Source organism: Lamprocystis purpurea DSM 4197, from assembly GCF_000379525.1.
Taxonomy (GTDB): domain Bacteria; phylum Pseudomonadota; class Gammaproteobacteria; order Chromatiales; family Chromatiaceae; genus Thiodictyon; species Thiodictyon purpureum.
On the sequence record NZ_KB902386.1, the window covers coordinates 81,059 to 101,458 of the forward strand.

Here is a 20,400-nt window from a genome sequence, read left to right on the forward strand (position 1 = left end):
GGCCAGATCCCGCGGCCCTGGCCTTGGTCATCGTTTCGGCCACTGGAGGTTGAGGCTTTCGCCGGTCCGGCGTGCAGGCATCACTGATTTTCTTTAAGATCTCGGGAATCGCCACTGGCTAAAGCCTCGACCTCCAGTTGCGGACAGGCCGTCGCTGGCCGGAACGATGATCGAGGCCGCGTCCGTTTTTCGCTGACATCTCTATATCTCAACCGCTTGTTTCTGCTAGGCCAGCGCCTTAAGTCAGTGCCATTCCCCCCTAGCCCTCCTTCTTCTCGTGCAGATTGAAGTTCCCGACCCCGGATGGACCTCCTCGCCACGCTCCAGCGACATGCGGATCTCCTCGAAGAAGCGCTCGTGAGGGTCGGTGGTCTCGCGTTTGCTGAGATCAAGCGTCACGAACAGGTGTTCTGGATGTCGGCTTTGGTCACGGTGGCCCCTTAACCCCCGTCGTGGTGCGTCAACGGACTCAAGAGAGTTAATTCCGCTGTAATGAAAAAACCGCAACTTATAGTGCCTGGGGGCAGTTGTGACGACAATATCTGGGCGTAGCGCAAATGCCTCCAAGACGGGGCACCACGACTCCGTTCGTCTCAGCCTCCACTTAGTCGATTAAGTGTCTGCGAAAAAGCCGACTATATCAATCATAAACTAACACGTTCTTGGACCCTCTGGCGTCTGTTTGCAGGAATAGGGTCGTGGCCACTTGGTCCGTGGCGGACAGTCTCCGGCGCAGGGCGTCAGCGCCAAAGCGCACGTGCGCACGCTCGACCGTCACCGAGGGCGACCCTCCAAGTCGCTGTCGGCGGGGAGTTGCGCACCGCCATTGAACAAATCGGGCTGAACCGGCTCTGGCGTTCAGCCAGGCCGTGCAGGGTGTCGTGCGACACGCGGGGTTCCCCCCACGGGCAAGTCGCACACAAACTGCGATGACCGACGTGCCCCCTCTGCCCTTTCGGCCTTGGGAAGCGAGCCCGGTGGCGTTGGCCCGTCCTGCCCTGCCCCGCACGTTGATCGGATGCCCGGCTTTACCCAAGCGTTTCGTGGGTCGACGCCAAGTACTCTTCGATGAGTTGCTTCACCAGGTCCTGAACAGTACGCCCCTCCTGTACCGCCCGAATCTTCAGTTGCTGGCGCAGTTTCGCCGGAATCTGCACGTTGAGCCGCGCGGTGGGCTCCGCCGCTGCCAGCGCGGTCAGCGGCGCCAGGTCCGACGGTGTCCCGCTGCCCGCGGCCGATTGCCCTGGACGCGGCTTGACCTTCAAACGCGGTTCAGACATCGAACGCCTCCTGGATTTGCTTGAGCAAGTGGTGGATCTCCCACGCGGCCGGTCCCGTGGGCTCGTCGTCCATGGCCGTCGACCCGTCGGCCATGGAGCGCGCGAAGATCGTGCGATCGTAGATGGCCCCTTGCAGGATCGGGAACCCGTAGATCTTGATCGCGTCGGCGACTTCCCGCGCCAGGAGAGTGCCCTTCTTGGACCGGGTGATCACGAAAGCCGCCGCGGGGCTACCGTCCGTGACGGTCTGTCGCGCCTGGATCATCTCGACCAGCGGGTCGCAGGCCCAGATATCCAACGGCGAGGGCTGGATCGGGATGAGCACCAGGTCCGCGGCCTTGACGGCTGCCGCGATCATTTTCTCCAGCTTGGCGGCGCCGTCGATGAAGACCCACTGATAGGGTGCGCCCAAGGAGATCAGATCTCGATCGAGCGTCGGCCGGTCCAGGCCGATCACGGGAAAGCCGGCTTTCCCTTCGCCCGCGTTGTGCCAGTCACGGGCGCTGCCTTGCGCGTCGGCATCGGCGAGCAGGACCGTCTGCCCCTTGAGGTGCAGTGCCCGGGCCAGATGGGCGGCTAGGGTGGTTTTCCCGCACCCACCTTTGGGATTGAGGATGGCGACGACGTTTGGCACAGGTTTCACTCCCTGGTTGATCCAACATTGTTACATGACTTCCACGGTTCTTTGCTTCCCTGCTTCCTAACTTCTGAACTTCTTTCCTTCTTCGCTTCCTCGCTTCATCTCTACCTTCGTTCCGTTGAAGCCGCCTGCTGGCAACATTCCATGTCGCGGCTTGATCAAGGGCGGGACCCGTTGCGTTCAGCGCACCCGGTGGCTTCCCGTTTTCTTCCCCTCATCGTTTCGTTACTTCATCGCTTCCCCCGTTCGTCCGAGACGGTGAACCATCCCACCCGGCGACACGCAGAGGACGGTTCAACATCCGCCGGGTCCCCACGCACGTCACATCCTCCCTTCCCAACTTCCCAACTTTCTTGCTTCCATATTTTGTTGTCTCCGAGGAATCTTGGAAGAGACCAAGGAAAGAAGCTCCGGCCGGATCGGCAGGCGGATTCGGTCGCGTTCGTCCGGATACCAAAACGCTGCCCGACCCAGTACCCAGGTCCGGAAGACCGTCCAGTTACAGGCCCAGGCGATCCGGATGTTCGGTGCAGCGATACACCGGTCCGCCGTGGACCGCCAAGCGTCGCCGTGGAAGCGCGCGTGGGCGACCGCGCCCGCACGGTTCGCGCGCGCTCACACCCGCTCCATGGCCACGACGCCCGCCTTGATGGACCGCTGGGTGCCGCCGAAGTTGATGTCCAGGATGTCCTGATCACGCAGGCCAACCACCAGGCCGTCACCAAAAAACGGATGGCGCACCCGGTCATTGATGCGCCAGTCGCCGGTGGACACCGGGGCCGCGGGTGGGTGCGCCGGGGCTTGATAGCGTTCCTCAAGACCGACGTCCCCCAGATACCGGTTGAGCACCGGCGCGGCCTCAAGCGACGCCTCCGGCAAGGGTGCCTCAGGGTCGGCGCCGGACAGCAGGCGAGTGAGCGCCTCCCCGAGTGCCGTGCTGGTGCGCAGATTGGCCTCGAAGACAAAGGGGCTGGCCGCGCTCTTGGTCCGACCGGGACCCCGCGTCGGGATGCCGAGCCACGCCGCATCGAAGCGTTCATCGGGCGGTACGACCAGCAGCAGTTGTTCCTGGACGCGGGTCAGCGCCACATAGGCGAGCCGCCGCTCTTCTTCGGCACTGGCGCGGCGCGACGGGAAGAGCCCGTCTTCCAGCCCGGTGACGATAACCAGGGGGAACTCCCGTCCTTTCACCTGGTGAATCGACGACAGCAGCACCGCGTCACCACCGGCCTCGTAGCGTTCGCGCGCCTGCCGCAGGGCGTCCATGCGGGCGACGAATTCGCCGACCGTGGTGCGGGTACGCACCGCCCAGTCCAGGAGCGTTTGATAGGCCAACTCCTTTTCGGCCGCCGCCTCACTGGTCGCCGAGGTGGCGAACGCGCTGACCAGATCGGTGGTGCGGGCGTAGTACCGCAGCGCCTCGGCGGCCGGCCACGCGGCCCATCCCAGGGCCTCGTGCCAAACCTGCGCACGATCACTGATCCGCGTTGCGTGATAGGGCTTCCTGGCCTGGCGGGCGGCCTCCATGAGCAGGGCCGGGGCCTGCGCGGGGGCGCGGACCATCGCATCCGTCAACGCATCCAGCGTGGCCGCCGTCAGCCACAAGGTCGGGGTCGTGAGCATGTGGCGGACGATCTCGCGCACCCGCGGTTCAGCGAACAGGGTGCCGGCGGCGAGACGCAGGTAGCCCAACAGGCCCGCAATCTCAGGAACCCGGAACAGGTCATCCTTGGCCTTGACGTAGGGGATGTCGCGCTCCAGCAGCGCCAGTTCCAGGCTCAGGGTCTGCGCCCAGAGGCGGGCGAGGACCGCCACCTCGCGCAGCGACCGCCCGGAACGGCGCCAGTCGTCGATGGCCGCTACGACCGCCGCTTGGTCCCCGGCCGAGGTGGCACGCAGCACCGCGATGCCGGTGTCGGGCGTGGACGGTGCCGAGACGCACAGGGTATCCATGCGGTTGCGGTTGTGGCCGATCAACTGGGCCGCGGCCAGCGACACCCGGTGGCCGAAGCGAAAGGTCCGGGACAGGGTGTAACGGGTCGCCCCAGGGAAGTGCTGCGCGAACTCAGCCCCCATGATCTCGGGTCGCGCCCCGCGCCAGGCGTAGATGCACTGCGAATCATCGCCGACCGCGTTCAGGTGGGCACGGGTACCCACCAGTTGGATCAGCAGTTCGACCTGAACCCGACTGACATCCTGAAACTCGTCGACCACCACCAGGTCCAGCTTGTTGGTGACCCGCGCGAGCGCCGCAGGGTTGGCGCGCATCACCGCCACAGGGTCCGACAGCAGGTCGGCGAAGAACCGCAGACCCGCGCGCTCGCGGGCCTGCTCAAAGAGCGTGAACGCCCGGACGAAGTAGGCGCACGACGGCAGCAGGCCAAAGGTCCGGAAGGCGTCCGCGGCGGACAGCAGATCCGATTTGACCAGCCCGATGAAGGCGCGAAACGCCTCAAACACATCCTGGCTGGGGTACTCGTCGCTGCCCTCCTCCTTCAGCGCCGCCAGAGCGGCCTCGCGGGCGAGCTTTTTCTCCACCGCTTCGCTGGCTTCCAGGCGGCGGCGCGGCAGCAGGTCCTGCTGCTCGAACAGCGCGGTCAGGGACAGCCCCAGGCTGTGGAAGGTGGATACTTTGGGCGCGGCGCGGTGCGTCGGCAGCACGCTCGTGAGCCGGGTCTGAAATTCCTTCGCCGCTTCGCGGTTGAAGGCGAGCACGCGGATGCGTTCCGCCGGGATGCCCTGCTCCAGCAGGAACAGCACCCGGCCGACCAGCATGTGGGTCTTGCCCGACCCGGCCACGGCGTAGGTCAGGCTGTGGCCGCCGGTGTGCTCGATGGCGCGCAGTTGTTCGTCGGTGTAACCCATCGGTTGCTCTGTTCGCAGACCCGCTAAGGGCGCCGCTCCAATCCCAGCCAGGCCGCCAGCCGCTGCCCCATGGGCACCAGGGCCGCGGGCGGAAAGCGGGTCGCCTTGGCGCGAGCCAGTTCGCGCCAGAATCGCAGATGATCGCGGTCGCTGGTTTCGCCCCGGTCCTGCCGATAGGCCAGGTTCCCCCGGAAATTGCCATGACTGAACAGGGTATCGAAAATCGCGCGCTCGTACCCCGGTAGAGCGTCGACACCGTCCAAGGGCGGGACCGTGGCACTGCCGAGACACACCCGGCCGTCCTGATCGACATTCCACAGCGGCGCGTGGAACAGCGGTGTCCGCGCCGTCGGCCGGCCGCGTGACTTGATCGCGGCGAGCCGGATGGCGCCATCGGTGGCGGCGAACACCAGGGTCGGCCACGGCACGTCCAGGTGGATCGGCCCGTCCTTTTTCCCACGAAAGTACATGGGGCGCACCCTCCCAGGCACCGACCAGACCCAGGCTGCGTCGCCGCTGGCCAGCAGGTTCGGCGGGGTCCACCGCAGGTCGCTGGTGCGCTCCCCGAGCAGGGTTTCCAGCAGGGCGCGGGCGTCGGCCACGGTCAGCGGCCGACCGGGGATGATGCGGGTTGCGCCCGCGGCGTCGTCCAGCGGATGGTAGGTGATCGCGCCCCCGCGGTCCTGCTGCTGGGCGTGGAAGACGACAGCCCCGGTGGGCCGCGCCGTGGTGATGCTCGGCAGCGCCATGCAGTCAATGAGCGACATGGTCAACCTCATCGCCGGAGGGGGCGGCCAGGATCAGGCCCATCGCCGTCACCGCGTTGGTCAGGGCGTCCAGGATGGACCGGGCACCGCCGGCCGCAAAGGGGTAGCTGGCACTCATGCGTTCCCCCGCCTGGGCGGCCTGATCGAGGGTGTCCTGGAGGGCGTCAGCGAACCAGGGCATCGCGGGATCCACGTGGATCAGCCAGTCGAGCGCCCATTCACCCTCGTCCTCCGGCGTGGGCTCTGCCGGGGAGCGTCCCGCCGCGACCCGGAGCCGGGCACACACCAACCGGACCCAGCGTGCCCAGGCCAGGTTTTCCGGAGGCGCGTCGGCGTGCTCCAGGGACGCGACCAGGCGCACGGCCTGTGCATCCACCTGCGCGACGGTCAGCGGGCGGCGCCGCTGTTGGCGCTTCACGAACACCTCCCAGCGGGTGCGCAGGTCCACCCAGGACGCCAACGCAGTGGCCAGGTCCGCGGCGTCAGCGACGGACGCGGCGCCCCGCTCCAACCAGCCGCACGCGCGGCTCTCGTCGATGCAGGCGGTATGGAAGGCCGCGGGGTCGTGACGCACCGCCTTGGGGACCGCCAGAAAGGCGTCCAACTGCTCCGCGACGGCCCAGAACAGGTCCGGCTGCCAGCCGCGGGTGACGTCGATCCCCAGGGTTTGGCGCATCAGGATGCACACCCGATAACACAGGCGCGCCAGATCGGGCGGCAGTGTGAGCAACGGCAGGCGGGTGCAGACCAGGGCCGTGCCCTCGCCCATAATGTGGATCACCCCCGCACGGTCGCCCTCCTCCCACCGCTCAACGCCAATCAGCAGCGCCGGGTGCAGCGCCGGGTCCACCAGGTCCGCGACCTGGGCGTTCAGGTGGTCGCCGATGGCCTGCAGGGCCGTCGCCGCCAGTCCATAGAGCGGACGCGCATCGCCACCGTCGTTCGCGTCCAGCGCCACGGCGATGGCCCGGCCGTCCACCAGCCCGGCTTCCAGGGTGAATTCCAAAAGCCCTGCGACCCGATACCAATCGCGCTCCAGCCAGTCGGCATAGGCGCGGCGGGCGTCCGCCTCCCCGTGGAAGGTGTCCGCCGCGGCGCGGAGGGGGAACGCGAGCGGACTCAGGCCGGCGGCAGCGCCCTGGGGTCGAACCCGCCCCGTCGGCGGTCGTGCGCGGCGCGGCTGAGAATCTGATGGATCCGGCGGTGTTGCCAATCGGTAGTGACCCTGAGTCCGCATGGGGTGATCTCCTGTGCCTGTTGCGCTGCGCGGTCCTCCGCCCAGGCGCGGAGCCGGGCGGTGATCGTGCCGGGGTGCATAGCCGGCCTATCCCTTGGTCTTGACCAGGGGCCGCTCGACGGGATAGACCAGGGTCCCGTCCGCCCGGTACTCGGGCGCCGCCAGCGTCGCCCCCTGGACCTGCGGGAAGTTCGGCGCGTACAGCGCCAGCGCGTCCGCGGCGGACAGGGAGGCGTCAGGGTCGGCCAGTTCCAGTGCGCCGAGGCGAAAGACGCGGAGCGGGGTCTCAATGGTGGGTGTGGTCATGGGATGCTGCTTCTGGTTTGGGTTTGAGTCTGGGGATCAGGCGGCCGGGCGCGCGGCGACGCATCCAAAGCTCGCCCAGGTGCGGGGGTCAATGACCAATTCGCTGACGCGCACGCCGGTCGGGTGGATGAAGAAGCCATGGACGCCGAGGGTGCCGTGGCGCACCAACTGCCACAGCAGATCGCCGGCGGCGACGGCCACCCAGCGGTTGATGAACAGGTCCTGCGCGGCCAGGGCCTCGGCGGCGGAACAGCTTGGCGTATCGTCGGCGTCCAGACGCTCGGCCTGCGCCAGTTCCGGGAACAGGTCATAGACGTTGGGCAGGCGGGCCGGATCGCCCATCCAGCCCCCCAGGTGGCCGAGGACGACCTGGCCGGTGCGTGCGCCGTTGCCGAGGTCGAGCCACAGGGTGTCCCGCCAGCGGTCGGGGTCCAGGTGCCAAACATGGGCACCGATCGCATGGCGGATGCGGGCCTTGTCCACGCAGGTCACCAACAGGTCGACGCCGGGGATGGCGTCGAGGGTCGACACGGTGAGTGCCTCGGGATAGCCCCGCCCGTCCAGGCCGCCGAAGGTTCCGTAACGGTGCATCAGCAGTTCCGCCTTGTTCTGGCCCACATCCGCCGGCCAGAAGCGTTGCCGCACGGTATTGGTCGGTGAGACCGTATCGGGATCGAACACGGACATCTGGAACCCCGGATGCCCCAAGGCGCGCAGCGCCCGGTCGATCCGCGCCAGCCCGTCGAGGACTTCGCTGCCGCTGCCCCCGGCGCCCGCCAGGACCACGCGGATGGGGTTCGCAACCCAATGGTTTGGTAGGATAAACACGGCGTACTCAGGCGAACAGGTTGTTGGGGTCGACCGGCACGGCCGGGGCGGACAGCACGGGCGCCGGTACCGAAGTCGGTGTCGGGTCCAGCGGGGCCGCAGCAACCGCTGAGGCCCCAGCCGCTTGCTTGCCCTGTTCCACCAGCCGCGCCCCAGCCTTCCCCGCTTCCTTCAACGTTTCCAATGCAGTGACCTTCATCGCGACATCCTGCCGGCGCTCGCCATAGGTGACGAGCATCGCGGGCAACCGGGCATCGAGTTCCGCGACGCTTCCGGTGATCCGCAGTGGCATCGCCAGCGCTGCGCGCAGGGACGCCGTGTCGCCTGCGAGGTGCTCCACCGGCGTGATCATGAGCGGCTGCACCAGCACTGTCAGGCCCCCATCCGGGTTGCGGGCGATCTCGAAGCGGAGGCGTTCGCCCGCGGTCAGGACGCCGGCAAGGTGTTCAAAGAGGGCCATTGTGGTCTCCGAGGGGGTTGTGGGCGGGATTCAGGCGCGTCCGGCCAGGGTCTCGAACCGCCCGACCACGACCTGAGGGACGAAGCCGGACCAGTCGAAGGCATCCGGGGCCAGGGCCGCGGCAATGATCGTGTCCAGCTTTCCCTGCATCAGCCGGGCGTACCGGGCTTCGCCATGCGCCGCGTCGTACCAGGCAGCGAATCCGGCCTCGCGCAGCAGCGCATCCAGGCCCGCCTTGCGGTGCGCCCTCAGGAACGGTTCATCCACACGGAACCGTTGCGTCAGGTCGGTCTGGGTGGTGGCAAGGATCGCCACCGTGGCGCCGGGGAGATCGCCATCGGTTCGTTCCATCAGGACGTGGCGCACCAGAGCGGCTTCCAGGGCGATGCACTGCGCATCGGTCAGGGCCACCAGGGCGGTCATGGCCGGCGCCCGCGCGGTGGGCACGGCGGCTACCCCGAGTTTCTCGGTATCGGTGAACCCGGCATCCCGCAGCAGGGCGTAGAGGCGCACGGCACGGGCGACCCGTGCATCCTCCTGGGCCAGGTCCGCGGCGAGGGTGCGTAATTTGGCATCGGTCACGTCTTGGACGCGCTGCGGGGTCGCGGCGGCGTGCGGGCGTTCGGCCGCCGGCGCTTTGGGCACGGCGGCAGCCCGCTGCGTCATCGGCGCGGCCGACGCACTCTGCGGGGTCTCACGCAGCCGACGGTAATCCTGCTGCTTCTCGGCCCGGCAGGCCAGGTTGAAGCACAGGTCTTCCGTGAGCCGCCCTTCCTGCCCTGGCGCGGTCCCGATCAGGACCCCGAAGTGGGCGCACTGCCGGCACCCTTCGGCGAGTTGCTGCGGTCCCACCCCGAGTGCGCCGGTCGCTTCGAGCACCGCGTAGGTGTCAGGTGCGCGCTCGGTGTCGAGCCAGACAGCGGCGACCGCTTGGGTCATGGCCAGCTTCTTGGCTTCCAGGACCCGCCGGGTCTTTTCGCCGTAACAAGTCGGGTTGGAGCACTGCCCGCTGTCGATATGCGTGGCGAACAGTTGGCCCTGCACCTCGGAGTTGTGGGGGCAGCCCTGGCAGGCCGCTTGGTCGAAGATCGCCTGCCCCAGGGGCCGGGCCACCTGGCCGATCCGCTCGCGCAGTTGGGCGATGCTGATCCCTTGCTCCAGGAGGCGCGGCAGGGTGCCGTCCTGGGTGTCGGGCGCCAGGGTCGCCAGCAACTCGCCATGGCCCAGGGTGAGACGACGGGTGTCCAGGGCCTCAAGGACCGCCGGGGTGCAATGCAGCAGGGCGAGACGGCTATCCAGCTTCGCTGCGCTCCAGCCGAGTCGACGGCGGGCCGCGTCCCGGTCGCCATGGCACAGGGTCAGCAGGTCCCGCGCCTTCTGCGCTTCCTCGCTCGGGGCGAGATCGTCCCGATGGGTGTTCTCGACCATCGACATTTGCATGGACTGGAGATCATCGACCACGCGGACGAACGCGGGGATTTCATCCAGCCCGGCCTCACGCGCGGCCCGCCAGCGCCGTTCCCCGGCGATGATCTGGTAGCACCCACCGGCGATGGCACGCACCACGATGGGCTGGATCACGCCCTGGGTGCGGATCGACTCCACCAGGTCACGCATGCTGGCCGCGTCGAAATGACGCCGGGGATTATGCCCCGCACGGGGCGCAATCACGCTGACGGGCAACCAGGCGAGTTGACCGTCCTCGGCGGACGGTATCGCCACGGCGGCTTGTGGGATGACGGGTTGGGTATGCATAACGGCCCCTGTCGGTCTTTCGATGATTCGTGGCTTTGACGTGTTCCACGGTTGTGATTCACGGCGTTTGCGCTTTCTCAAGCAACGGATGCGCTTATTGGCACCGTTTCATTGCGGCCATCCCCCGCGCCTACTGGCTTCTGCTCCACGCGCTGCAAGTTAATTTTCGACTGGTCCTATTGCCAGCCATCAATCCGCTATCGGTGCCATTATAGCCAGCCGCTTTATTTCGTCAAGAGTGATATTTATTTATTACTCTCCGCTTTACGTTTTCCGTCACCCTTGCTAGGCTACCCCCCATGGATTTCTTCCTTCTTTATGGCAGCGGCTGATATGAGCGGCACACCACGACCCGCGACACCGGTTGAACGCTTTTCAGCGTCCATCACCGACGGTCATCTCAAGGGGGCACTCGATGCGTTAGTGTGCCTTCCGGTCAATGTCCTGCGCGAAGTGCTATTGAAAGCGGGTTTCCTGGTGGCTTTCGAGCAGACCAAGCCCAAGGTGCTGGCCGCTATTCAAGCGCAGTTGCTGCAGGCCGTGGCCGCCCGGACATTGCCCCGCAATCCCTGGAAAGCGGAGCCGGCATTGCCCAATGACGCGCTGTTCGGCTCAGCGCCGGCAGTGATCGGGGAGAACGAGTGGCGCGTGATCGTGCGCTCCAGCGTCCTGGACGGACGCTGTACCGAGTATCGATGGCGCCGTATTGGGTCGCTCCCGTGGCACCAGGCCGGCGAATGGCCCACCTACAACCACAACGATGGGCTCTATATGGGCTGCCCGCGGTCCCTGGCGGACAAAGTGTTCTTCCCGAATCAGCCAGCCATTGAGGCCGCGCTGGGCAAGCCGCCTGCCGTTGCGACCGCGCAGCAACTCGACTTGCCTCTATCGATGAAGTTCCTGGAGACTGCCGCATGAATACGAATCCTGGCCAGGTCTACGCCGAACTCTGGCGCGACTATGTCGCCGCCCGACAGGCATTCGCTGCGCGATCCAATGCGCTCGCTCAACGTGAGGCCAGCGAACTGGCGATCACGGAGCTTTCTCAGCAGACCTTTTCCAAAGATATCTATGAGTCCTGGACGGACCTGACGCAACGCGCCGCGGCAATCGTCACCCGCCTGGTCCGTCTGGCAAACGAGACGTTCACTCCCGCCGGATGCCCGGCGCTGAGCATTCCCGATCAGGACTTCCAGACCCGTTTTGTCACTGAGGCGTGCCAGGGTCGCGCGGGGCGGGACGCAGTCTTTTCCCCCGAGCGATTCGATCCGGCCGCCGTGTGGCGCGAACTGGAACAGCAGTATGGAGGCAGTAAGGGCGTTGAATTGGCCTACCGCAAGGCCGCGTGCGCCATCGACGGCGCGTTCGACCTGCAACCGGGAACCCGCGTGGAGCGCCGCCGTGACGGCATCGTCCTGTCCACGCGGGTCTACATCGATAGTTCATTCGCGACGCGCACCTGTAAACCCCTCTCGTGGAGCCAGCAAGACGCGCTGGTGCACGTGCTCGGCGCGCTGCAGACGTTTGCGGTCTGGGCGCAGGACGCCGGCACGCTCGCGGCCGGGCTCGACGCGGCGAAAGGCCGACTGAGTGACCGTGCGTCCGGCGTGATCTCGCGGCAACGCATCCGGGTCGCCCCGGCCCTGCACATCGTCACCTATTACACCCGTTTCGAGTTTATCTTCGGCGCGGCGCTCGGTTCGCAACTGCAACTGTTCCTGGCCCTCTATGGCCGACAGTCCGAACCCGCTAATGCCCAGGAGGCCGCGTGACCCCGCCCGCACCCCTCCCGGCGGAGACGCGCGCCCCGGACTGGCGCTCGGCCCTGCGCGGTCTGGCCTCGCTCGGTAGCCTGGCGCAGCGTCCGGGGTCGCTCGCTGGACTGCACGCGGCGCGCTTGGCGCACCTGGGTCAGTTCTTCACCCCTGACCCCCTCGCCGCGTGGATCTGGCGCATGGTCTCCCCTGCCCTGGCGCGCGCCCTGGCCAGCGACGGTACCGGCGTCCGGGTACCCCTGATCGACACCAGTTGCGGCACCGGTGCCCTGCTTCAGTTCGCCGATCCGGCCCGCCACACGCTGGCCGGAACCGATGTTCACGGTCCCAGCGTGACGGCGCTCGGCGAAGCTGCCAAAGCAGCCGGGTTCCAGTGCCACTTCTCAACCGTGGGCATGGAGCAGATCGACCCGACGGGCTTCGGGGTCGCCCTGATCAACCCACCCTTTTCGCTCCACCTGGAGGCCCCGACCCTGGTTGCCGGCCCGGCCACGCACTATGGGCGCTTCGGGCCGGAGACCTCGGCTCTGTCGCACGCCTACGCCGTGCAGCAAGCACTGGCGGCGGCCGACGTGGTGGCTGCCGTCCTTCCCCGGTCCTACGCCGACACCGTGCTTACCGACTCCGGGTCCTGGCCGCGACTGGTGGCGGCCTTCCACGCCCCGGCCTGGTGCTTCCGCGCGCAGGGGGCCGACGTGCGGGTGTCGGTGCTGTTCTTCGCCAAGGACCCACGGGCGCCCGGTGCCGAGGTCCGCGTCGAGACGCTGGACGACGCCCTGACCCTGGCGCCGGACCTGGGGCTGTCGTGCCGCACCACACGCAGCCTCACCCCCCGGCTGCGCGAGACCGGGATTGTCGATGACGGACCGACCATCACCCGCCCGGTCACGGGCAACCCCAAGGTCCGACTCGGCCACTCGGGGCGCAAGCTGACCCTGGGCTTTGCCTGCGGTCTGATCGAGGCCAAGGTCCGCAACGCGATCCTGGGTGAGCGGCTCACCCCGACCGGCATCGCGGGCCACCGCTACCCCAAGGGGGTGAAGTCCACCGGTCAGGGTGCGCTGGATATCGAGGTTCACCTGATCCAGGAAGACCCCCTGGCGTCCCTTGAGGCTCTGTGCGACCTGATCCGCGCCGCGGGTGCCGACCTGGAGGTCGACCCCGGATTGCTGCAATACCTGCGCAAGCGCGTCCGCCGCCTGCGCATCGAGCGGACCCCCTTCCGCCATACCGTCCTGGTCAAGGCCGACCGGGCGCACGGCCCGACCGGGGCGCTCGTCGGCAAGGCGCGTACCCTGCACCTGGTGGACCCTGAAACCTGGGGCTCGCCGGTCATCCCGGCGGGGGCGGAGGTCGCCTTTGCGCCCGATGGCGCCGGGTCCTACCGGTACCGGGTCGGCGGACGTGACTTCGCCTTGGCGGCAGAAGAACTCAACCGCCGCTTCGCGGTCGTCACCGGACAGGCGCAGGATCGGTGGGAGACGGTCCATCCCGGACGGCTGACGGCCTTCCCCGAGCGGGCGGCCGAACTGCGCCGCCGCGGGCAAGCCCTGGGTCTGGATGGGTTCCTGTCCTGGGATTACCAGTTCGATGACCTGCTGGAGTTGTCGATGACCCGCGGTGCCGTCGCCGCCTGGGCGGTCGGGCTCGGCAAGGCGCGGCTGGCGGCCGGGCTGATCCTGCTGTCCGGCTGCACGGCCGGGCTGATCTGCACCGAGGCGTACCTGATCGACGAACTGCGCACCGAACTGGCCAGGCTCCCGATCCCGGCCGCGGATTGGCAGGTCATCCAGAGCCCGCGGGACCTGGACACCCTGCGGCGGATTAATGTGATCAGCTACCACCGGCTGCGTGGGCCGATCCACGGTGCTCACCAGCGGCGGACCTACGCAAGCCGCCTGCGGCACCGCATCGGCTGTCTGGTCGCCGACGAGGGGGACCTGTTGCGCAACAAAGGCACCGCCCAGACTGCCGCCTTGTGGAAGCTCGCGGCCAAGCGGCGCTATGCGTTGTCCGGGACGCCGCTCGGGAACTATCCGCGCGATGCCTTCGCGGTGCTCGCCTTCACCGGGGGCGATGCGACCGCCGCTCAGGTGTAGGGGTCTGACAATCATTGGAACGAAAACTTACGCTAAGGACTCCCCGGCCCTGCCGCGACGGCCAGATAGCGGTAGAACGTCGCTCGCGAGATCGCCAGCGTCTTGCAGATCTGCTTCACGCTGAGTGCCCGGCCGGCGTACATCCGCTGCGCGGTCTTCACCCGCGGATCGTCGCTCGTCATCGGTCGGCGCCCACCCTTACGCCCGCGCGTCCGGGCCGCCGTGAGTCCCGCCTTGGTCCGCTCCTGAATCAGCCGCCGCTCGAACTGGGCCAGCGCCGAGAAAATGTGAAAGATCAGCTCGCCCGAGGCACTGGTGGTGTCGATCGCACCATCGCACAGGGACCGGAAGGCGATCCCCTTGCCCAGTAGGTCCTGGATCAGGACCACCAAGTGCGGCATGGAGCGGCCCAGCCGGTCGAGCCGCCACACCACCAGCGTGTCACCGGCCTCCAGCGCGCCCAGGCAGGCGTCCAGTCCGGGGCGCTGGGTGCGGGCTCCAGAAACCTTGTCGACGAAGATCCACTCGGGGCGGCAACCCGCGGTTTGCAGGGCATCGCGCTGCAACGCAACCTCCTGGTCCTCGGTACTGACCCGCGCGTAGCCAACTAACTTTGCCATCTTCGATCCTCGGGTGCCGGAGCTTTGTCTTGCTTTCCTATGATACAGATGGCTAACTGAGACTTTGATTCATGAGACGGACAGATGCGACAAAATCGGGCCTGTTTCGCGGTTCGCGTGGGACGTTTCTGGCCGTCTCATCAAACGGTCGTTTGTTGAGACGCCCCGGTGCCCGTCGATTTTCTGACCGAGGCGCAGCAGCGCCGCTATGGCCGTTACCCGGAGGCGGTCTCCGCCGCCCAGTTGGCGCGCTTCTTCCACCTCGATGACACCGACCGCGACCTGATCGGCCAGCACCGCGGCGATGCCAATCGGCTCGGCTTCGCCCTGCAACTGCTGACGGTGCGGTTTCTCGGCAGCTTCCTGCCCAACCCCGTCGCGGTGCCGCCCCCCGTGGTCGAGCATGTAGCCCGGCAACTGGGCATCACCGAGGTCGGCTGTCTGTCGCGCTACCTGGAGCGCGAGCCGACCCGCCACGCGCACCGCGCCGAGATCCGTGCGGCCTACGGTTACCGCGACTTCGGTGAACCGCCCTGGTCCTTTCGGCTCGGTCGCTGGCTGTTCCTGCGGGCCTGGCTGAGCGAGGAGCGCCCAAGCCTGCTGTTCGACCTGGCCACCGCCTGGCTGATCGAACGCAAGGTGTTGTTGCCCGGTGTCACGACCCTGACCCGCCTGGTCGCCCGCGTCCGTGACCGCTCGGCCAGCCGCCTGTGGCGGCGACTCTGCGCCTTACCCTCGGCGGCGCAGCAGGAGCGGCTCGAGGCCTTGCTGCTGGTTCCCGAGGGGTCGCGTTACAGTCACCTGGACCGGTTGCGCCGCGGCCCTACGCGCGTCAGTGCGCCGGCCTTGATCGGCGCGCTGCAGCGGCATCGCGAACTGCAGGCGCTGGGCATCGGCACGCTGGACCTGACCGGCTTGCCGCCGGCGCGCATCAAACTCTTGGCGCGAACGGCGGCGACCGCCTGGGCACCGATCATCGCCCGCATGCAGCCACCGCGGCGCCTGGCCACCCTGTTGGCGTTCGTGGCGGTCTACGAAGTCACGGCGCTCGATGATGCCCTGGATGTACTGGACCTGCTGATCACCGACATCACCGCCCAGGCCGAGCGCTTAGGCCAGCAGCAGCGGTTGCGCACCGTGCGGGACCTGGACCAGGCGGCCCTGGCGCTGCGCGAGGCCTGCGTCCTGCTGCTCGACCCCCAGTATCCGGACCTGGAGGTGCGCACCGTGGTCTTGAAGCATATCCCCGAGGAGCGGCTGCGCCGCGCCATGGCGACCATCGAGACCCTGGCACGTCCGGCCGATGACCACTACCAGGAGGAACTGGTTGATCGCTATCAACGCGTCCGGCGGTTCCTGCCCGCAGTCCTGCGTCAGGTCCAGTTCCAGGCGACCCCCAGCGGTCAGCCCGTCCTGGAGGCCCTCCAGTTCCTACGCTCACTGGAAGGCAAGCGCCACGCCGATTGCCAGGCGGCACCGCGCGAGTGCATTCCGACCCCGTGGCGCCGGCTGGTCATCGACCAAGACGACCAGGTGCAGCGTCCGGCCTATACCCTGTGCACCCTGGGGCGCCTGCAAGATGGACTCCGGCGGCGGGATCTCTACGTCAGTCCCAGCGAACGCTGGGGCGATCCGCGCGCCAAACTCCTGCAAGGTCCGCAGTGGGAGGCGCAACGCGGCCCGCTCTGCCGCTCGCTCAACCTGCCGGTGAACGCGGACCAGGCACTGGCGCAGCTCGGCGCTCAACTCGACACGGCCTATCGACGCACCTTGGCGAATCTGCCGACGAACACCGCGGTCAGAATCGATCCAGCGCATCCCGCGCGACCCTTGACCCTGAGCCATCTGGACCACATCCCGGAGCCCGACAGTCTGATTGACCTGCGTGCCCGCGTGAACCGCCTGTTACCACGGGTGGATCTGCCGGAAATCCTCCTGGAGATGCAGTTGCGTACCGGGTTCGCCTCCGCCTTCACCCATGTCAGCGAGGCCCAGGCCCGGATCAGCGACCTGCCGACCAGCGTGTGTGCCGTGCTCTTGGCCGAGGCCTGCAACATCGGCCTGGAGCCGCTGGTGCGCGAGGACAATCCAGCGCTCACCCGCAACCGTCTGAGTTGGATTCAGCAGAACTACATCCGTGCCGACACGCTCGCCCAGGCCAATGCCTGCCTGGTCGAGGGCCAAACGGCGAATCCGCTGGCCCAGCAGTGGGGCGGCGGCGAGGTCGCCTCCGCTGATGGGATGCGCTTCGTCACCCCGGTGCGGACCCTCAACGCGGGACCTAACCGGAAATACTTCGGCGCCGAGCGCGGCATCACCTACTACAACTTCACCTCGGACCAGTACGCCGGGTTCCATGGTCTGGTCATCCCGGGCACGCTGCGGGACTCGATCTACATCCTCGCGGGGCTCCTGGAACAACAGACCTGTCTTCAGCCGGCCGAGATCATGACCGACACCGCGGGGGCCAGCGATGTCGTCTTCGGGCTCTTCTGGCTGCTCGGCTATCAGTTCAGTCCGCGGCTTGCCGACCTTGGCGGCGCCCGGTTCTGGCGGCTCGATGCGGACGCCGATTACGGCGCCCTGAACGCCCTCGCCAAACATCGGATCACCGGGTCGCGCGTCGTCCGGCAGTGGGAGGACATCCTGCGCGTGGCCGGCTCCCTCAAACTGGGCGCGATCCGGGCGGATGAACTGGTGCGCTCGCTCCTCAAAGGCGATCGACCGTCGAGTCTGACCCAGGCCATGGCGGACCTGGGCCGGATTCCCAAGACGATCCACTTGCTGAACTTCCTGGACGATGAGACCTACCGGCGCCGTATCTTGATCCAGCTTAACCGCGGCGAAGGGCGGCACGCCGTCGCCCGCAAGATCTGTCACGGCCAGCGCGGGGAGATCCGCAAACGCTACCGCGAGGGGCAGGAGGACCAATTGAGCGCCCTGGGGCTGGTCGTCAACGCCGTTATCCTGTGGAACACCATCTACACGGCCACCGCCCTGGAGCAGTTGCGCGCCGAGGGCTACGCGGTCCGGCCGGAAGATGTGGCCCGCCTGTCCCCACTGTCAACCCATCATATCAATGTCTTGGGCCGCTATGCGTTCTTGCTGTCCGAGCAGGTCGCCCGCGGCGGGATGCGACCGCTCCGGGGGCCGGAGGACGATGACTGGTCCTTAGCGTAAGTTTTCGTTCCAATGATTGTCAGACCCCGTGTACGGGATGCACCGTTGGTATCTGGACCCGGCGCTGCGGCAATCGACCCGCGGCTGCGTACCCGGGGTCGATCAGGTGCGCGAGCAGTTCGTTACCTTCGAGTGGGTGACCAATGCGTTCAAGGACGACATGACCACCGGCGCCAAGCGGGAAGTCCCGACGTTGCGCAACCTGTCGACCTACCGGGCGGCCCTCGCCCACCACGTCAAGCGGCGCGTGGCCCAGGAGCCGCAGGTGGCGCGGCACTTCCAGATCCCGGTACCGGAGCGCCATGTGGTCACCCTGGACTGGGACCCGACGCACTTGGCCCATTACCTGCGGGTCGCGGAGGACTTCCGCCAGTGGTACATGAAGGGCCAGGCCAACTCCCGCGAACGCAACCTGATCGCCCTGCTGGCGCGTATCCAGGCGGTGCAGATCGCGGCGGCCATCCCGCAGCGGCGCTCGGACAAGTCCCCGTTCGTCTACGACGGCGGGCTCACCAGCAAACAGCGGTACGTGGTGGACCGGTTAGCGGGTCTGGTGGAGGACGGCCACAAGGTCATCGCCTACGCCGAATGGCCCGAGTTGCTGGAGGTCATCGGACGGGAGTTGGATGGGCGTGGCATTGAGCAGGTGACCATCCATGGCGGCAAGCCGATCGCTGAGCGGGTGCGAGAACTGAACACGCGCTTCCGCGCCGGCTCCGCCCCGGTGCTGTTGGCGAGTCTGGGGGTTGCCCAGAAGGGGCTGAACATCCCGGAGGCCGATCGGGTGCTGTTCCTCACCCGCTCCTGGACCGCCAAGACCGAGGACCAGGCCGAAGGCCGGGTGCTGCGGCCCCAGCAGACCCGGCCCGTGACCACCGAGTTCGTCCACTTGCGCGGGTCGATCGACGACTACCAAGGGCAGATGGTGGCGCAAAGCGCGATGCCATCAGCGCCGGACTGGATTGGGGCACCCCGGCGTTGGATGGCGTCGAGTTCCAGCATCTCGATACGATCCTGGGGCGGTTCGTCGCGGACTTGGCGGGGCTGATGGGGTGCCGGACCCATGAAGTCCGGGACCGACTGGCGGCATAGGGGGAGATGATGAGCGATATTGAGGTTGTCATTGGTGACGGGTCAGTCACCATCCGCCGCTCCGGGCATTCCGCGCCCATCGTGGCGCAGGTCCTGGGGCTTGATCGGAACCCGGACGGCGAAGTCACCCGAATCTGGCTCGATCGTCTGGTGCATCGGCCGGGGGAGGCATGGACGGGCGCATGGTCCGTCCATGGAGCGGTGAGTTCGATCGTCGAGCGCGTTGGCATCGGCGCCGTTGGCGCGTGCAAGCGCCCACCGGACGCACCATGAGCGCCCACGGAGCGACCCGCCAACGCGCCTTCCAGACCGCCTGTACCCTCGCCGCCGCCGGCAAGCGCCCGACGATCGCCGCCGTCCGCGAGGGACTGGGTGGTAAGGGCTCCCAGCAGGCGATCGGCGCCGGGATCGACGACTGGCTCGACGAGGCCGCCCGGCGCTTTCAGATCCCCGGTATTCCCGAGGCGCTGCGCACCCAAGTAGTCGAAGTCTGGGACCAGGCGTGCCGGCTGGCCGGCGAGCAATGGTTCGACACGAAGACGGCGCTTGAGGCCCAGGTCTCCGCACTGGACGCCCAGGTCGCGGCGGTCGCTGGCGAACGCGACGCGGCCAGCACCGAGATCGAGCACCTGGCCGCCGAACTGAACAGCCGGGGCACGATACTGCTGGAAACGCAGGACGCTTTGGAACTGGCCGGCACCAGCCTTGCCGCCCGTACCGAGGCCCTCCAAGAGACGACCGAAGCCCTGGCTCAGGCACGCGCACAGGGCGAGGACCAGTCCCGCCAGCGGGACCACTCCGAGCGGGTTATCGCCGCGTCGGCGGAAAGCCTCAAGGCGGCCCAAGAGCGCATCGCCCGGCTCCAGGTGGAGCAGGAGGTCGCGACGGCGCGGGCCGAGTTGCTGGAGCGCGCGGAGGCGGTCGCCAGGGACGCTGCGGCGCAGGCACGGGCGGACCTTGTAGCCGAACAGGCGTTGGCGGAACAGTTGCGCGGCTCGCTGTCCGAGCGCGACGGCCAACTCGCCGCACTCACGGCCACGGTCCAGGCGGAACAGCAGGCGCGCGACGCGGATACCCAGCACTGGCTCAGCCGCCTCGCCGAGCATCAGGCGGCAGTGGCGGCGGCCCGTGCCCGGGAAACGGCGCTGACCGAGGAGAAAAAGGCCCTAACCCTGGAGGCGCAACGCTTGCGGCAGGACCTTCGGAAGGTGCAGTCCGGGATCGACGATGATGAGCGTGCGCGAGGCGCCGCTCGCCAAGGCTGATTTTGCCGTGCAGGTTCACTTTCGACCCATAACGGACGTTAAGCGACAATCCCCAGAGGCTGCCTCTGTGGCCTATCTGGTCCGCCTGGGCCGACCGACCTGCACGGGTCGGCTTGCATAGGTTTTGCCATTTTCTTGCTTTTGCGAATATTTTTTTGACCCGTAAGCGGGCAAAATACTTGGCTGCTGGGGGTTCCGGAGGGCTTGAACGGATCTGCGCAAACCACTCGG

18 protein-coding genes are annotated in these 20,400 nt (G+C 67.5%); 8 read left to right on the forward strand and 10 right to left on the reverse strand.

Translation table 11 applies throughout. The features are described 5' to 3' along the window. Positions 1-303 precede the first annotated feature (303 nt). Positions 304-444 (forward strand): hypothetical protein, encoded by a 141-nt coding sequence (locus A39O_RS43360; protein ID WP_020503572.1) that lies wholly within the window; start codon positions 304-306, stop codon positions 442-444. 584 nt (positions 445-1,028) lie between these two features. Here A39O_RS43360 and A39O_RS0104810 read toward each other — a convergent pair. The 9 genes from A39O_RS0104810 to A39O_RS0104850 form a co-directional block, all read right to left on the reverse strand. Continuing rightward, a complete protein-coding gene (locus tag A39O_RS0104810) occupies positions 1,029-1,280 on the reverse strand; it encodes a ribbon-helix-helix domain-containing protein (protein ID WP_020503573.1) in 252 nt (83 codons plus the stop codon). After that, positions 1,273-1,914: a ParA family partition ATPase gene (gene parA / locus A39O_RS0104815; RefSeq protein WP_020503574.1), complete on the reverse strand. Its 642-nt coding sequence runs from the start codon at positions 1,912-1,914 to the stop codon at positions 1,273-1,275. The genes A39O_RS0104810 and parA overlap by 8 nt, the downstream gene beginning before the upstream one ends. Before the next feature lie 621 nt (positions 1,915-2,535). Next, positions 2,536-4,785 carry an ATP-dependent helicase gene (locus tag A39O_RS0104820; protein WP_020503575.1) on the reverse strand — a complete coding sequence of 750 codons (2,250 nt, stop codon included), beginning with the start codon at positions 4,783-4,785 and terminating at the stop codon, positions 2,536-2,538. A 23-nt stretch (positions 4,786-4,808) separates the two neighbouring features. Continuing rightward, a complete protein-coding gene (locus A39O_RS36215) occupies positions 4,809-5,552 on the reverse strand; it encodes a PRTRC system protein B (protein ID WP_020503576.1) in 744 nt (247 codons plus the stop codon). After that, on the reverse strand, positions 5,539-6,789 hold the full coding sequence (locus A39O_RS0104830) for a hypothetical protein (RefSeq protein WP_020503577.1): 1,251 nt from the start codon (positions 6,787-6,789) through the stop codon (positions 5,539-5,541). The genes A39O_RS36215 and A39O_RS0104830 overlap by 14 nt, the downstream gene beginning before the upstream one ends. 87 nt (positions 6,790-6,876) lie before the next feature. Continuing rightward, the gene (locus tag A39O_RS0104835) at positions 6,877-7,095 is read right to left on the reverse strand and encodes a PRTRC system protein C (protein ID WP_020503578.1); all 219 of its coding nucleotides are present in this window, start codon (positions 7,093-7,095) and stop codon (positions 6,877-6,879) included. 36 nt (positions 7,096-7,131) lie between these two features. Further along, on the reverse strand, positions 7,132-7,923 hold the full coding sequence (locus tag A39O_RS32045; protein ID WP_051088762.1) for a PRTRC system ThiF family protein: 792 nt from the start codon (positions 7,921-7,923) through the stop codon (positions 7,132-7,134). A gap of 7 nt (positions 7,924-7,930) precedes the next feature. Further along, positions 7,931-8,383 (reverse strand): PRTRC system protein E, encoded by a 453-nt coding sequence (locus A39O_RS0104845; protein WP_020503580.1) that lies wholly within the window; start codon positions 8,381-8,383, stop codon positions 7,931-7,933. Positions 8,384-8,413: 30 nt separating this feature from the next. Then, the gene (locus A39O_RS0104850; RefSeq protein ID WP_020503581.1) at positions 8,414-10,138 is read right to left on the reverse strand and encodes a PRTRC system ParB family protein; all 1,725 of its coding nucleotides are present in this window, start codon (positions 10,136-10,138) and stop codon (positions 8,414-8,416) included. A 318-nt stretch (positions 10,139-10,456) separates the two neighbouring features. On the opposite strand from A39O_RS0104850, the gene A39O_RS0104855 reads away from it, so the two are divergent. The 3 genes from A39O_RS0104855 to A39O_RS32050 are packed head-to-tail and all read left to right on the forward strand — an operon-like array spanning position 10,457 to position 14,012. Next, complete coding sequence (locus tag A39O_RS0104855; RefSeq protein WP_157639643.1) at positions 10,457-11,056, forward strand: hypothetical protein; 600 nt, start codon at positions 10,457-10,459, stop codon at positions 11,054-11,056. Beyond that, a complete protein-coding gene (locus tag A39O_RS0104860; protein ID WP_020503583.1) occupies positions 11,053-11,910 on the forward strand; it encodes a hypothetical protein in 858 nt (285 codons plus the stop codon). Before A39O_RS0104855 ends, A39O_RS0104860 begins: the two co-directional genes overlap by 4 nt. Further along, complete coding sequence (locus A39O_RS32050) at positions 11,907-14,012, forward strand: SNF2-related protein (protein ID WP_020503584.1); 2,106 nt, start codon at positions 11,907-11,909, stop codon at positions 14,010-14,012. The genes A39O_RS0104860 and A39O_RS32050 overlap by 4 nt, the downstream gene beginning before the upstream one ends. A gap of 32 nt (positions 14,013-14,044) precedes the next feature. On the opposite strand, the gene A39O_RS0104870 is transcribed toward A39O_RS32050, so the two are convergent. Beyond that, positions 14,045-14,632 carry a recombinase family protein gene (locus tag A39O_RS0104870; RefSeq protein WP_020503585.1) on the reverse strand — a complete coding sequence of 196 codons (588 nt, stop codon included), beginning with the start codon at positions 14,630-14,632 and terminating at the stop codon, positions 14,045-14,047. A 168-nt stretch (positions 14,633-14,800) separates the two neighbouring features. Here A39O_RS0104870 and A39O_RS0104875 point away from each other — a divergent pair, with 168 nt between their 5' ends. Genes A39O_RS0104875 through A39O_RS0104885 form a run of 4 tightly spaced genes read left to right on the forward strand, consistent with a single transcriptional unit; the run spans position 14,801 to position 20,169 of the window. Further along, positions 14,801-17,812, forward strand: coding sequence for a Tn3 family transposase (locus tag A39O_RS0104875; protein WP_020503586.1), 3,012 nt, complete (start codon positions 14,801-14,803; stop codon positions 17,810-17,812). Between the two features lie 37 nt (positions 17,813-17,849). Further along, the gene (locus A39O_RS0104880; protein WP_026199172.1) at positions 17,850-18,860 is read left to right on the forward strand and encodes a helicase-related protein; all 1,011 of its coding nucleotides are present in this window, start codon (positions 17,850-17,852) and stop codon (positions 18,858-18,860) included. 53 nt (positions 18,861-18,913) lie between these two features. Then, positions 18,914-19,177, forward strand: coding sequence for a hypothetical protein (locus A39O_RS41590; RefSeq protein WP_169338401.1), 264 nt, complete (start codon positions 18,914-18,916; stop codon positions 19,175-19,177). Further along, positions 19,174-20,169 (forward strand): DNA-binding protein, encoded by a 996-nt coding sequence (locus tag A39O_RS0104885; protein WP_157639645.1) that lies wholly within the window; start codon positions 19,174-19,176, stop codon positions 20,167-20,169. Before A39O_RS41590 ends, A39O_RS0104885 begins: the two co-directional genes overlap by 4 nt. The last annotated feature ends 231 nt before the right edge of the window (positions 20,170-20,400 follow it).

Excerpts from the sequence above, each read along its gene's own strand:
- A39O_RS0104870 (WP_020503585.1), bottom strand. The coding sequence starts at position 14,632 with ATGGCAAAGTTAGTTGGCTACGCGCGGGTCAGTACCGAGGACCAGGAG.
- A39O_RS0104880 (WP_026199172.1), top strand. The coding sequence starts at position 17,850 with ATGCACCGTTGGTATCTGGACCCGGCGCTGCGGCAATCGACCCGCGGC.
- A39O_RS41590 (WP_169338401.1), top strand. The coding sequence starts at position 18,914 with ATGAGCGATATTGAGGTTGTCATTGGTGACGGGTCAGTCACCATCCGC.
- A39O_RS0104835 (WP_020503578.1), bottom strand. The coding sequence starts at position 7,095 with ATGACCACACCCACCATTGAGACCCCGCTCCGCGTCTTTCGCCTCGGC.
- A39O_RS0104810 (WP_020503573.1), bottom strand. The coding sequence starts at position 1,280 with ATGTCTGAACCGCGTTTGAAGGTCAAGCCGCGTCCAGGGCAATCGGCC.
- A39O_RS36215 (WP_020503576.1), bottom strand. The coding sequence starts at position 5,552 with ATGTCGCTCATTGACTGCATGGCGCTGCCGAGCATCACCACGGCGCGG.
- A39O_RS0104855 (WP_157639643.1), top strand. The coding sequence starts at position 10,457 with ATGGCAGCGGCTGATATGAGCGGCACACCACGACCCGCGACACCGGTT.
- A39O_RS0104885 (WP_157639645.1), top strand. The coding sequence starts at position 19,174 with ATGAGCGCCCACGGAGCGACCCGCCAACGCGCCTTCCAGACCGCCTGT.
- A39O_RS0104860 (WP_020503583.1), top strand. The coding sequence starts at position 11,053 with ATGAATACGAATCCTGGCCAGGTCTACGCCGAACTCTGGCGCGACTAT.
- A39O_RS0104830 (WP_020503577.1), bottom strand. The coding sequence starts at position 6,789 with ATGCGGACTCAGGGTCACTACCGATTGGCAACACCGCCGGATCCATCA.
- A39O_RS0104820 (WP_020503575.1), bottom strand. The coding sequence starts at position 4,785 with ATGGGTTACACCGACGAACAACTGCGCGCCATCGAGCACACCGGCGGC.
- A39O_RS0104845 (WP_020503580.1), bottom strand. The coding sequence starts at position 8,383 with ATGGCCCTCTTTGAACACCTTGCCGGCGTCCTGACCGCGGGCGAACGC.
- A39O_RS43360 (WP_020503572.1), top strand. The coding sequence starts at position 304 with ATGGACCTCCTCGCCACGCTCCAGCGACATGCGGATCTCCTCGAAGAA.
- A39O_RS0104850 (WP_020503581.1), bottom strand. The coding sequence starts at position 10,138 with ATGCATACCCAACCCGTCATCCCACAAGCCGCCGTGGCGATACCGTCC.